The organism is Arcicella sp. GW458-12-2-14-TSB2 (assembly GCF_059423785.1).
Genome location: NZ_JBWKYN010000032.1, coordinates 26,124 through 40,248 on the forward strand (window position 1 = coordinate 26,124; position 14,125 = coordinate 40,248).

The following is a 14,125-nucleotide window of genomic DNA, read 5'->3' on the forward strand; positions in this document are numbered from 1 at the left end:
TTTCAACCAAAATTTAAACAGTAGTTCGAGTTTCCAACTCGAAACAAAGATAGACTCATGCCATGAGTAAATAGACAACAAAAAAGCCTCTTCCTTTTTACAAAGAAGAGGCTTTTAAAAATTTTAAAATATTGCTTGATGCCTATTTAAAGACTCCCATAGGGTCTTCTTTTTTGGCAAGTAATTCTTGTAAGAAATTCATATCCAAAAAGGTAATATCTAACGTTCTACATTTATGGAAATATTCCCAGGCCTTCTCGTAATGTTCTAATTGAAATTCTGCAATGGCATATTTCAGCCAACCATTGGCATTGGTTGAATCTATTTTTAAAGATTTCTCCAATAGTAGCAATGCATCATCAATGTCATTACATTTCTTCTGGTCTTTAAAACAAGCTAGTTGCACAGTAGCTACATCAATCATCAATGTCGGATTATCAGGAGCCAACACTAACCCTTTGCGTAGTAATTTAGCAGACTCTTCGTAGTTCTTTTTTTGATAACTTACAGAACCTAAACCCCAGTAAGCCTCTACATTGTCAGGGTCAAGTAAAAAACTAAGATTGAAGCGATAAGTAGCGGTATCCAACAAACCTTCGCTCAGGTATTCCCAACCTCTCTCTGCAAAAAACTTGCTAGCCTCAGCACGATTTTTAAAGTTTTGTTCGCACTGAGTAAAGAAATCTTTTGATTTCAGTATTTGTTCATCTACAATCTTTTTACTACCAAAAAGAGGGATATACTTAACGTCTTGGCTATCAACGGCAAGTTCTTTCTTGGTGGCTTCTTTAGTACTAGCCAAAGGAATTGGTTGCACTTGCCCTACTATTGACTGTATGCTCGATGAAAAAATAAATAAATATATTAATTGCTTCATAATGGTGGTAACAATACGAATGTTATAACGATGCTTAAGAATAATTATTGCTCTGCGAAAATCTTCTTTACAAAATCAAGCTATCTTAACTTTCTCTGAGGTATTTTTTAAGTCATGGATTATAAATATCACAAATTTATACATAGTTTCAACCGAATTGAGATTTTTTTTGTTCAATAGAATATAAAAATAGCACTATTGTACAACAAAAAGGGCTGATTCGTTGAATCAACCCTTTTAAATGTTAATTTTTTAATAACTAAGGCAATGCTAGTAAAAAGCCAATCGTGAAATTAGCATCCCAGTCAAATACGAATTGTTGGCAGCCCGTAGTTTCAGCAATGGCTTTATAAATATTTAATCCAGCTTTTGATTTAGCGTTGTCTAATTGATACGCAGAAGGAGCATCTAACACAGTATAACGTTCTTTGCCTTTTCTTACTTTTTTGGCTAACTCAAAAGGCACACCACCTATAATAAAACAAGTTTTACGATTAGCCTCTGGAATCTTTTTCGACTTTTCGCTTACTTCTTTAGCTACTGTTTCGTCATCTACACCATTCTGAAAATATTTCGCACCATACGACTCTTCAGATTTTAGCTTCCCATCTTCTTTCCAAGAAATTTTAGTATTTCCCGAACCAATATCCGCTACAAATGAATTATCAGCATATTCAGCAGGCTGAACACATTGTAAGCCCAAAATTCCTTCTTGCTCTGGCGTTACGGTATTCACAAAGTACTTTAATGATTTCAACACCTTGATTATCTTCTGAGTACCTTCCGCTTTTACTGCTCCCGAACTTACCACAAAGTGAATATCTTTTCCACTTACACCATAATCAAGCATTCCTCCGATATACTTTTTCAAGCCCGCTCTGATATCATCATCGCTTGCCATATTTTCTATCACCAAGCTATTGCCAAAATCAGCTTTTTCAAGCTTCCAACGCTTATCAGCATCTATTCTGATAATAAACGAGTTAAAACCACTAGCTCCTAGCTCAACTACACCCTTTAATTTACCTGCGATTGGTCCAGGAGGAGTATAATCAAAGCTTGTCTTTTCCCCTTCAGTTGTCGAAGAACTATTTTCTTCAGAAGAAGAACTATTCGAATCAGCAGTATTACTAGCCGAAGCTGTTGTTTCTGGTGCTAATTTTTTCAGGGCGTCTTGTCCCCCGAATTTTGTAAAACCATAATAAATTGCTCCTACAATAATGGCGGCAATCAATAATCGTCCCGCTACAGTTAATCTTTGCATTGTTCTTGAGGTTTTAGTTAAATAAATGTTTTGGTTATTTTTTTTGCTGTAGGCTTTAGGCTGTAAGCAATAGGCTATCGGTCATCGGCTGTCAGCTATCGGATTTTAGTTATAGGTTTTTCGTCTTTATAAAAATTACCCGCTGATTTACGCTGATTCGACACGCTGATTTAGGAGATTTTTTTAGTAATAAAATCATACCATGCACAAATTATAAAGTCTATAGTCTAATATCTTATGTCTAAAAGTCCTACACTCTTTTAGTCCTAACGTCCTTCAGTCCACAGCACCTTATAGTCTAATATCTTGTGTCTAAAAAAGTCCTCCAGTCCTCAGAGTCTAATATCTTGCGTCCAAAAGTCCTCTAGTCTTTTAGTCCTTAAGTCTTATAGTCTATCGTCTAGTGTCCAACAAAGATATTTAAACCCACAAATCATCCAATTTCAATTTGGTTATGTGGTAAAACAAACCACTGATTTTGTAAAATTTAAGGATGAAGTTCAGAACAATAAAATTGTCTGGTAATACATTAACGATTACAGACCGAATCCATATCTTTACAAAAATCTCTTTACGCTAAATGTTCAAGCAAAAAATTAAAAAAGCCTTTCAACGAATCATCAAAACTAAGTTCTTTAAAGGAATCGCTACCCTTTTTATGCTGTTTATTTTGTTAGACCTTTTTTTTCCATTCAAAATTAACCCCAACTATTCTACCCTTATTACCGATTCAGACGGAAAATTATTGCATGCCTTTTTAAATAAAACCGATAAATGGCGCATGGAAACCGAGTTGACGGAAATAACACCAACACTCGAAAAAGCCATTGTTTTTAAAGAAGACCGTTGGTTTCGTTGGCATTTTGGGGTAAATCCTTTGGCAATCCTACGAGCAGGAGCTAGAAATATCTTTACAGGCAGGCGAACATCAGGCGCAAGTACTATTACGATGCAAGTAGTACGCTTATTGCATCCACAGCGTAGAACATACTTTAATAAATTTATTGAAATCTTTAGAGCCATACAATTAGAATTTCATTATTCTAAAGACGAAATCCTACAGTTTTATATCAATCTTGTGCCTTATGGTTCCAATATAGAAGGATTAAAATCGGCATCGATATTATATTTTCAAAAATCTCCCAACGTGTTGAGTTTAGCAGAAGTAACAGCCCTGACAATTATCCCAAATCGTCCTTCAAGCTTGCGACTCGGCACTAACAATGCCTATATTCTTCAAGAAAGAAACCGTTGGCTACAAAATTTCAAGGATGCTAAATTATTTAATAAACAAGATATTGAAGATGCCATCAACGAACCCCTCAATGTCACTCGTCATGAAGCACCACATTTAGCACCGCATCTGTCCTTAAGGCTTAAGCAAGAAAACCCTACGCAGTCAATTATCAAAACGGTGTTGGTACGACATAAACAATTGACGATTGAGAACATTGTACAAAATTATGTCAGCCGTTTGTATGCCATGAATATTCATAATGCTGCCGTGATGGTGATTAATAACAAAACACATCAGGTAGAAGCTTATATTGGTTCGGCAGATTTTAATAACCCCATTGATGGCGGACAGGTAGATGGTATTCGTGCTATTCGCTCGCCAGGGAGTACACTAAAACCTTTATTATACGCTACAGCATTTGATAAAGGAATTATTACGCCCAAAACGGCTATTAACGACGTACCCACAAATTTTGGTGGTTTTGAGCCAGAGAATTTCGACAAGCTTTTTCATGGAAAAATCACGATTGAATACGCATTGGCTAATTCCTTAAATATTCCAGCCGTAAAAATGCTGAAAGAAATTTCTACGCCTGTTTTGATAGATAAGTTAAAGAAAGCGGATTTTCAAACAGTAAAAAAGAATTCATCAAAACTTGGACTATCCTTAGTATTGGGTGGTTGCGGCGTTACATTAGAAGAATTGACTAATTTATTTGCTGCTTTTGCTAATGAGGGAAATTTTCAGAAGGCTACCTATTTATTAAAATCAAAAGAAACGCCTAGGGTAAAAAATGAAATTATTTCTAAAGAATCTAGCTATCTGATTACCCAGATACTCTCGCAAATTACTCGTCCCGATTTACCTAATAACTACGATTATACCTACAGAATGCCAAAAATTGCTTGGAAAACGGGCACTTCTTTTGGTAAAAAAGATGCTTGGAGTATTGGTTATAATGCTCATTATACCATTGGTGTTTGGGTAGGAAATTTTTCAGGAGAAGGCGTCCCTGAACTTTCAGGAGCCAATATCGCTACGCCTTTACTGTTTGATATTTTTAATACTGTTGATTATAACTCCTCTTCTAAATGGTTTAAAGCACCCGACAATATCTCTTATAGAAAAGTATGTGCCGAAAGTGGTGATGTACCCAATGACTTCTGCACACACCAAATTGTAGATTATTATATTCCGAGTGTCTCTAAAATGACCAAATGTCAGCACGCAAAATATATTTACATAAGTGCCGACCAAAAAATAAGCTATTGTTCGCATTGTTTGCCAGAGGATGGAGCTATCAAAAAACTATATCCTAATTATGCCCCAGAACTATTAAGTTGGTACGAAAGCAAACATATTTTGTATGAAAAAATACCTCCACATAACCCCAAATGCGAACGTGTATTTAATACTGACGCTCCGCAGATTGTCTATCCCGTAGATGGTTCTGAATATTTTTTGGCAAAAAACGAAAACCAGAAATTGATGTTAAACTGTCAGGTAGGCAATGAAGTGAAAACGGTTTATTGGTATATTAATGACAAATTATTGCAAAAAGCATCGCCTAATGCAGAGGTATTTTTCATTCCCGAAGCAGGCAAAATCAAAATATCATGCAGTGACGACAAGGGGCGTAATGCTGATATTTATGTAAAGGTGATTTATTGAGTGATTTAGTGGATGAGTGGTTTAGTGATTATCTAACTCCGTGGTTTGTGGCACACAAAACACAATGACTATGGAATTATTTTGATAATAAACAGATTAGTGGAAGTCATGCCATGAGTATTTAGCAACATCCCCCCCCTTAAAAACACAAAAAGCGAAAACCTTTCGATTTTCGCTTTTGTGCTGTGTGTATCTCGTTGTTGTTAATAATTGATTAGAATCTGAAGTGAGAGAATGCTTTGTTAGCTTCTGCCATACGGTGCGTATCGTCTTTCTTCTTCACTGCTGCACCTTCACCTTTAGCGGCTGCCATGATTTCGTTAGCAAGACGGTCGATCATAGTTTTATCTCCACGCTTACGAGCATAAAGAATTAACCATTTCATACCTACTGATAACTTACGGTCTGCACGTACTTCCGTTGGAACTTGGAAAGTAGCACCACCTACACGACGGCTTTTTACCTCTACCGATGGCATAACGTTGTTTAATGCTTTTTTGAATAGCTCTAAACCGTTTTTCTCTTTGGTTCTATCTTCAACTTTGTCTAATGCACCGTAAAAAATTGTAAATGCTGTTGATTTTTTACCGTCGTACATCAAGTTATTAACAAACTTGGTTACCATTACATCCCTAAATTTAGGGTCAGGTAATACGTATCTCTTTTTTGGTTTTGACTTTCTCATTGGATTGTTAAGATTTTAAGTTTAGCCCATCTTCTGCCCTTAACTAAAGCATACTGGACTGTTTTTCAATTTGAAAATGTGATAATTTGAAGATTTGAAAATGAATATTCTACATTTTCAAATTGACGAATTTTCAAATTCTCAAATTATTTTTTCTTACCGCCTTTTCCGCCTTTTACTGGAGCTGCAACTTGACCTGGTTTAGGACGTTTAGCACCATATTTAGAACGACGTTGACGACGACCATTTACACCTGCAGTATCTAAAGCACCACGGATGATATGGTAACGTACCCCTGGTAAATCTTTCACACGACCACCACGAATCAATACGATTGAGTGTTCTTGCAAGTTGTGACCTTCACCTGGAATGTAAGCATTTACTTCTTTGCCGTTTGTTAAGCGTACACGGGCTACTTTACGCATAGCCGAGTTAGGCTTCTTAGGCGTAGTAGTATAAACCCTTGTACACACGCCACGACGTTGCGGACAAGAATCAAGAGCAGGAGATTTTGACTTCCAAGTCATTTGCTCCCTGCCATTTCTTACTAACTGTTGTATAGTTGGCATTTTGTGTTGTTTTAATAGAGATACACATGACTGATTATGAAACACTTACATAATAATTAATTACAATATAAATTATGTTGGTTAATAATATCGTATAATTACCTCAAAATCAGGGGTGCAAAATTACGCAAAGTATCTGAGATACAAAAGGTTTAAGCAAATTTATTTAGCATCTAAACTTCGCTCAATCCCTAATTCTAATCCTCTTAACTCTGCTAAGCCTCTCAATCGACCAATGGCTGTATAGCCAGGGTTAGTTCTTTTGGCTGGATTTAAGTCGTCTAGCATTTTATGTCCGTGGTCTGGACGGAACGGCAAGCGGTAATCTTCTCTCCCAGCTTCTATTCTTTTACGCTGTTCTGTTACCAACGCTTTCATTACACCATACATATCTACATCCCCTGCAAGGTGGTCTGCTTCATGGAAATTCCCTTCAGCATCACGCTTGGTAGCTCTTAAATGCACAAAATTGATTCTGTCACCCATTCTTTCTACCATTCCCACAAGGTCGTTGTCCTCACGAACGCCATAACTTCCTGTACAGAAACATAAGCCATTGTTTGGACTTTCATAAGCTTGAAGTATCTGCTGTGCATCGGCTTCTGTACTTACTACTCTTGGTAAACCTAAAATCGGATATGGTGGGTCGTCAGGGTGAATCGCTAAATTTATACCTGCTTCTTCAGCTACAGGCGTAATTTCTCTTAAAAACTCATATAAATTTTCTCTTAGTTCTTTATCGCCTATTTCGTTGTAGCCTTCTAGCACTACCAAAAACTCTTCAACGGTAAAACTCTCTTCACTACCTGGTAAGCCAGCAATGATATTTTTAACCAATTTTGCACGTTGAGCTTCGCTAGAATTTTCAAACCAAGTTTTTGCTTTTGCTACTTGAGCATCAGTATAACTTGCCTCTGCATTAGGTCTTTTTAGAATATAAATTTCAAAGGCTGCAAATTCGGTTGCATCAAAACGCAATGCTGTTGAACCATCTGGCATGGGTGCATCCAAGTCAGTACGAGTCCAGTCTAACACAGGCATAAAATTATAGCAAACCGTATCAATACCGCATTTACCAAGATTGATTAACGATTGCTTATAATTTTCAATGTATTCACGATAATTTCCTGTGCGTTTTTTGATGTCTTCATGAACAGGTACACTTTCAATCACTGATAGGGTCAATCCTGCAGCTTCAATCTCATCTTTACGTTTTTGGATTTCTTCTACCGTCCAGATTACGCCATTTGGCAAATGATGTAAGGCAGTTACGATACCAGTGGCTCCTGCTTGACGAATATGTGCTAATGGAACAGGGTCTTTTGTTCCAAACCAGCGAAAAGTTTGTTCTAAAGGCATTTTATTCAGTTAAATATTATATTGATAGATTTTTACTTATAAAGCTATTGAGGTACTTTTTTTACCCATTTTTAATAGCTATAAGCAGTAAGCTATACGTTATATGCTTTATTTTCAATAAATTATATGCTTAAATCTTATCTGCAATCGCTCTATCGTTTGATAATCTTGGTACTTTATTTTGTCCACCTAATTTTCCTTCTGATTTCATGTAATCGATAAAGGCATTTTTGGGTAGTACTCTTATTTTTAACGGCTGAAGGATATTGCCCGTCATCAAATCATCGTAATAAACATTTAGTTCTGCCAATTTCTGATTGATGGCTTGTGAAAAAGCTTTTATATCCTGAGGTGCTTTAGCAAATTCTACCAACCATTCATGATAAGGCAAACCGCCTTCTGGTGGTGTTACTTGCGGAGCTACTGTAAATTCTACTAATTCAACTTCTGGGTGTCGTTGCATGGCATATTGCATGGCTTTTTCTACTTCTTCGCCAATTACGTGTTCGCCAAAAGCAGAAATAAAATGTTTTATACGCCCTGATACGATGATTCTGTACGGATTTAAGGAAACGAACTTAACGGTATCGCCAATAGAATATCCCCAAAGCCCTGCATTGGTGTTCATTACTACGGCATAGTTTACGCCCAATTGAACTTCTCCGATGTGCAAACGTCTAGGGTTAGGCTTAAAATAATCTTCTACAGGAATAAATTCATAAAATACCCCTGAATTCAATAATAATAAAAGTCCTTCGGCCGACTGTGAATCTTGGTAAGCAATAAAGCCTTCGGATGCTGGATAGGTTTCTATTGAATCTATTTTCTTACCGATAGAATCATACAATTTGGCACGATAGGGTTCAAAATTTACCCCTCCATATACAAACAATGAAAACTCAGGGAAAACATCTTTAATTTTCTTTCCTGTTCTGGCTTGAATACGGTCGAAGTACATTTGCACCCAAGGTGGTATCCCCGAAATCAACGACATGGGCTTATCGATGGTTTCATCAATAATTTTCTCCAGTTTTGTTTCCCAATCTTCAATACAATTGGTTTCATAACTTGGCAATTGATTACTTCGCAAATAGCCCGGTACATGGTGATTCACAATGCCAGATAGCCGACCAGTGAAAACACCGTTCTTTTGAACCATCTCTGGCGAGCCCGACAAAAAGATAAGATTTTTATCTAGAAATTTAGCATTACCCGTTTTATGTACATAACTCAACAAAGCATCTCTTGCTCCGTTGATATGGAAACCAATCGATTCTTTTGAAATAGGAATATATTTTACGCCAGAGGTTGTTCCCGATGTTTTGGCAAAATAAAGGGGTTTGTCTTTCCAAAGAATATCACTTTCGCCTGCTACTACCTTTTCGATATATGGTTTCAGGTTTTCATAATCTTGAACAGGAATAGCATCTTTAAAGCTTTGGTAATCAGCAATATCAGCAAAGCGATGGTCTTTCCCAAAAAGTGTATGTGAAGCATCTGACACCAAACTTTTCATCAAAGCCAATTGGGTTTCAACGGCTTGTTTTTCCCACTTTTGGCGGTTTTGTACTACGAATGAGGCAAAGGGTTTTGCCAAAATTGAACGAAAGCCCATAAGGTAAGCATTGCACTCGAAGTGGCACTTCGAGCATTAACTATTGTATATCATCGAAGTGCCACTTCGAATACTGGTAAAGTTAATAACTATTTAATGATGATTTACATTCTGAATGTTAAACGATGATGAATCGTTACACCAAATTCTTTAATCGCTTTTTTGTGTTTGGGTGTTGGGTAACCAGCATTATGTTCCCAACCATATACGGGAAAGCTGAGTGCCAAACTTTCCATTAAATCATCTCTATAAGTTTTTGCCAATATAGAAGCCGCTGCGATAGATAGAAACTTGGCATCTCCTTTTACAATACAAGTATGCGGAATCAGGGGGTAATTCGGAAAACGATTGCCATCTATCAATAAATGTTCTGGCCTGACACTTAATTTATCCGTAGCCAAATGCATGGCTTTCATACTAGCCTTTAAAATATTTATTTGGTCTATCTCTTGGTTAGAAACCTCCGCAATTTCCCAAGCGATGGCATCTTGTAAAATATCTTTCCTGAGTATTTCTCTTTGGCTTTTACTAAGTTGTTTTGAATCGTTTAATAACGTGTGGGTATAGTATTTGGGTAAAATTACCGCTGCCGCCACTACTGGGCCTGCCAAACATCCTCTGCCTGCCTCATCTAAGCCAGCCTCGATAAGATTTTCGTTGTAATAACTTTTTAACATTTTCTATATTTCAAGTTTAGGAATCTTTATTATTTCGCTATTTGGGTCATTATTTCCAGAAAAAAGTAAACTTCTAATAATCATACTATTAATTTTTTGAAATAATTAATAGCTTAATTAACAAATGATAACTATTTGTAGTTTTCATTGTCATTTTGGCATGATTTATGTGGTTTTTTTAATATAAAATACAATCAAATAGCCTAATATTTCAAAACTACATTATTGCTTTTATCCAAAATTCTGGAATTATTTGTTGTTTTTAGATACAGGCCTTACTAAAAAAATGCTACAGCTCAAAAAAAGTGGACTTTCATTGCTTTTTGTTGTTATGTCAAATTTTTATTTGACTGCTCAGCATTTTAATACTACCCTCAATAATGCTCTTCGCTGCTATGATTTACAAGAATATGCTAAAGCAATCAATGGATTTAATCAGGTTTTGAAAAATGATTTTTCTTCTCTTACACCGAAAGACCAACTTTCAGTATTACTGAAACTGGCCAATAGTTATAAACAAAATAAAGAAGAAATTACCGCTGAAAAAATTTATCGCCAAGCCTTTACTGATTTCCCTACGCTTATTAACAGTGATGCCAAAGCTCATATAAATTTTGCTCAGGTGTTAGCACATAATGGCAATTATCAGGAGGCACAAGAATATTTTACCTTATCAGAAACAATACAAAATACAAAAAGCCAAACTGTTTTTTCACAACAAAACCCTACTGCTAAAAGCCTTGATAAACCTGTAAGTATTTTCCCTAATCGTAATACTTACAAAATAGAATACCTTGATTTCAATACATCAGCCCCTGAATTCAGTCCAATCTATTACAAAGATGGGATAGTTTTTTGTTCGCAAAAAGAATCTGCCACCAAATTAATGAATGATAAAGGTAGCTTGCTGGATTTATATTTTCCCAAGAATTTGAATAAAATACAGCAGTCAGAGGAAGCTAGTACTGACAAAAAAAAGAAAAAAAATACCTCTAAGAATGCAAAACCATTGAGTGATGATTATTCTTCAAGAAGGACCTCTAATGATACTAAGACTTTAAATTATTTTACAGAAGAGGAAGAAAGCTTTCAAGAACAAACATACTATTCTGACAGATTTGGTAAAACCATCTATTCAAAGTTTCAAGAAGGCCCCGCCACATTTAATAAAGACTTTACTAAAATCATCCTTACTCGTAACAGTTCAGTAGGCACTGCAAAAGGTTTAAATGAAGATAACATCAACAAGCTCAAACTTTATATTGCTGAAAATATAGGTGGTAAATGGACAGAGCTCATAGAATTGCCTTTTAACGATAATGAATTCTCGACAGCCCATCCGGCTTGGTCTAAAGATGAAAAAACGCTATATTTTGCTTCAGACCGCCTCGGTGGTTTTGGAGGGATGGATATTTGGTCTGTCGAATTTCAGAATGGCAAATGGGGAAGTCCTAAAAACTTAGGCAAAAATATTAACTCTAAAGGTGCTGATGTATTCCCTTTTCTTGACGAAAATGGGAATTTGTATTTTTCTTCAAATGGCCAAGGTGGTGAAGGAGATTTGGATATTTTCTTTGTCGAAAAAAATGAGGAGGGTATTTTTACAAAACCCACCAACCTAGGCAAACCCTTCAATTCTCCTTTTGATGATTTTGGAATTATCACGGATAAATATAGACAAATTGGCTACTTCACTTCGAATAGAAAACTAGGAGAAGACGGTGACATTTATCGTTTTTCGATAGATAATAGCTTAACGGATTGTAGAAAAATGAATGTGGTTGTCTTCGACGCAGAGACAAAAATGCCAATCAATAATGTTGTTGTTAAAATATCGTCTTCTGGCCACTTATTAGAAACCTTGAAGACAGATGCAGAAGGCTATATAAGTTTTTGTACTAGCCAAGATACTGACTATGCCATAACAATCGAAAAAGAATCTTATGCCATTAATAATATTGGCTATTCAACAAAAGGTGAAATAGATGATGTAGTCTCAAAACTAGAAGTACCTCTCATTAATATAAAGCCCGTAAAGCTTGATTTACAGATTTCGCCATTAAGCAATAGTAAATTAGTCAATAACAAATCTAAAAAATCATCTAATCTAAAGGAAAAATCAGTCATTACAGGTTTTGTAAGGAACGAGATTGATAAAAAACCCATGGAGGGCGTATTGGTTTCTTTTATGAATGCTTGCGACAATACAACTCAACAAACTATCACTGGAGCAGACGGTAGTTATACTTTTTATATCAACGAAGACTGTGATTATACGATAGAAATATCAAAAAATGGTTATAGCAAGAATGTTAATAAAATCAAAAAAGAGAAAAAGGGAAATGCTAAAATAATTTCTCAGGATTTAGAAATTTTTAAAGAAGGTGATTTGATTACGATGAACAATATTTATTATAATTCTGGTAGTGCTACTTTAAGAGCCGACGCCTTGAAAGAATTGAATAAATTAGTGGCTGTGCTTCAAAAAAACCTAACGATGGTGATAGAAATAGGGTCGCACACAGATAGCCGTGGAGATACACAAGACAATTTGAATTTATCATCCAGAAGAGCCCAAACTGCCGTTGATTACATTATTAGCAAGGGAATTAGTCGGAGTAGAGTTTTAGCAAAAGGCTATGGCGAAAGCGAGCTAGTAAATAGTTGTGCAAATGGAGTAAGTTGTACGGAAATTGAACATCAACAAAATCGCAGAACAACGGTAAAAATTATTAAAATTAAGTAATATTAAATGAAAGAGGTTGCCCCATATCCTGAGACAACCTCTTTTAATAATAGCTTTATCGAAAAGCAACTTCTATTAATTTGAACGAACCTCTCCTCCTAAATTAGACTTTACATTTCTTTCGCTAGGATTTCCTTTGTAGTTAATCATCCCGCCTGTTCCTGCTGAGGCATCTAACATTTTATTGGCACTTACTTGTGCCACACCACCCGTATGCGCTCTTATTTCTACTTCGTCGCTTATTAAATTATACGCAAATAATTCGCCACCAGTATTTACTTTTGTTTGCTGGAACATTGCTTTTCCTTCTAGATTTACGATGGCTCCTTGTACACTAGATAATTCTAAGTTATTAACACTTATTTTCAATGTTACGATGGCTCCTGATGAGGCGTCAACAAGTAAACGATTTCCTGTTAACGTTTCTGCCGATACCAATTCCGCTCCGCGACCTATCTGAAGACTAGCTAATTCGTTGGTATATTCTATTCTTACTTTAAATAACTTCTGAGAATCAGCTTTTCTTTTATTATTATCCCTATCAGTCAGTTGCTTAAATATTTTTGTTTTAACTCCAAGCTCTCCTCCAGAAACAGCTACAGTCAAATCTTCAAGATTTGCGCCATTTAGTGCTTCAGTTGTTATTTTATTAGTTTTACCTTTTACAAGCTCTACCTTCATGATGCCTTGCACATCGATTTTATTGAAGGATTGTAAAGTAACTTCTTGGTTTTGTTGTCCTAAAACAATTGACGACACAGAAGTTAATAATAACACGCATAAACTTTTTATTTTTCTCATAACCTTTGTTTGCTTATATGTCTATGTAAATGATTATTGAATACTATCACTTAGATGCATTAAACAACGTTAAGGTTGCATGAATTAGTACTTATATAAATATTGATTATTGTTCAGTAGTTACTATTTAGCGTTGATTAAGAATCTTTCTGAATCCATAAAAAGTTCTTTCCAACAATCGCATATCTTCAGTAATAATTTCAATAGAGCCTACCATTTCTGTTCTAAAAGGCAATGTTTTATCATAGTTGGTTTTCAGACCTAAAGGCAGTTTAATTTTTACTCGATATTGATTTCCCATCGGTGTAGATTCAATTTCTTGAATATTACCAGATAAGCTTCCGTATTCCTCAAAGGGATAATTAATTAATTTAATTATTGCCTGTTGACCAAGTTTTACTTTCCCAAAATTCTGAGCTGAAACATTGGCAAAAGCTACGATACTTTGTTTTTGAGGCAAAACTGCAAATAATGTATCACCAGCACGAATCATTTGGTTTTCAGTAAGGTTTTTCAAGAAACTCAAAGCACCATCTGAAGGTGCTGTAATTACATAATTTTGTTGCCAGTTTGCTAAAAGATTATCAATATTTTGGATTGATAGTTGAATATTATCCCTGTAAG

The 14,125-nt window shown here is 35.6% G+C and carries 11 protein-coding genes; 2 read left to right on the forward strand and 9 right to left on the reverse strand.

The window, feature by feature from the left end:
* Window positions 1-142: 142 nt before the first annotated feature.
* Both AC07XN_RS06860 and AC07XN_RS06865 read right to left on the reverse strand, forming a co-directional pair.
* The gene (locus AC07XN_RS06860) at window positions 143-877 is read right to left on the reverse strand and encodes a tetratricopeptide repeat protein (RefSeq protein ID WP_309921739.1); all 735 of its coding nucleotides are present in this window, start codon (window positions 875-877) and stop codon (window positions 143-145) included.
* A gap of 259 nt (window positions 878-1,136) precedes the next feature.
* Window positions 1,137-2,141 (reverse strand): hypothetical protein, encoded by a 1,005-nt coding sequence (locus AC07XN_RS06865; RefSeq protein ID WP_494742506.1) that lies wholly within the window; start codon window positions 2,139-2,141, stop codon window positions 1,137-1,139.
* Between the two features lie 580 nt (window positions 2,142-2,721).
* On the opposite strand from AC07XN_RS06865, the gene pbpC reads away from it, so the two are divergent.
* Window positions 2,722-5,049 carry a penicillin-binding protein 1C gene (gene pbpC / locus AC07XN_RS06870; RefSeq protein WP_494742507.1) on the forward strand — a complete coding sequence of 776 codons (2,328 nt, stop codon included), beginning with the start codon at window positions 2,722-2,724 and terminating at the stop codon, window positions 5,047-5,049.
* Window positions 5,050-5,263: 214 nt separating this feature from the next.
* Here pbpC and rpsG read toward each other — a convergent pair whose 3' ends face one another.
* From rpsG to rnhB, 5 genes are all read right to left on the reverse strand, one after another.
* Window positions 5,264-5,734 carry a 30S ribosomal protein S7 gene (rpsG, locus tag AC07XN_RS06875; RefSeq protein ID WP_309921729.1) on the reverse strand — a complete coding sequence of 157 codons (471 nt, stop codon included), beginning with the start codon at window positions 5,732-5,734 and terminating at the stop codon, window positions 5,264-5,266.
* A 146-nt stretch (window positions 5,735-5,880) separates the two neighbouring features.
* The gene (gene rpsL / locus AC07XN_RS06880) at window positions 5,881-6,303 is read right to left on the reverse strand and encodes a 30S ribosomal protein S12 (RefSeq protein ID WP_309921726.1); all 423 of its coding nucleotides are present in this window, start codon (window positions 6,301-6,303) and stop codon (window positions 5,881-5,883) included.
* Window positions 6,304-6,465: 162 nt separating this feature from the next.
* Window positions 6,466-7,662, reverse strand: coding sequence for a mannonate dehydratase (uxuA, locus tag AC07XN_RS06885; RefSeq protein ID WP_494742508.1), 1,197 nt, complete (start codon window positions 7,660-7,662; stop codon window positions 6,466-6,468).
* A 130-nt stretch (window positions 7,663-7,792) separates the two neighbouring features.
* Window positions 7,793-9,277, reverse strand: coding sequence for a GH3 auxin-responsive promoter family protein (locus AC07XN_RS06890; RefSeq protein ID WP_494742509.1), 1,485 nt, complete (start codon window positions 9,275-9,277; stop codon window positions 7,793-7,795).
* 104 nt (window positions 9,278-9,381) lie between these two features.
* On the reverse strand, window positions 9,382-9,954 hold the full coding sequence (gene rnhB, locus AC07XN_RS06895; RefSeq protein ID WP_309921717.1) for a ribonuclease HII: 573 nt from the start codon (window positions 9,952-9,954) through the stop codon (window positions 9,382-9,384).
* Window positions 9,955-10,240: 286 nt separating this feature from the next.
* On the opposite strand from rnhB, the gene AC07XN_RS06900 reads away from it, so the two are divergent.
* On the forward strand, window positions 10,241-12,700 hold the full coding sequence (locus tag AC07XN_RS06900; protein WP_494742510.1) for an OmpA family protein: 2,460 nt from the start codon (window positions 10,241-10,243) through the stop codon (window positions 12,698-12,700).
* A gap of 75 nt (window positions 12,701-12,775) precedes the next feature.
* Here AC07XN_RS06900 and AC07XN_RS06905 read toward each other — a convergent pair whose 3' ends face one another.
* A complete protein-coding gene (locus AC07XN_RS06905) occupies window positions 12,776-13,501 on the reverse strand; it encodes a head GIN domain-containing protein (RefSeq protein ID WP_309921711.1) in 726 nt (241 codons plus the stop codon).
* A gap of 127 nt (window positions 13,502-13,628) precedes the next feature.
* Window positions 13,629-14,125: HlyD family secretion protein (locus AC07XN_RS06910; RefSeq protein ID WP_494742511.1), on the reverse strand; the 497-nt coding region annotated here is incomplete at its 5' end.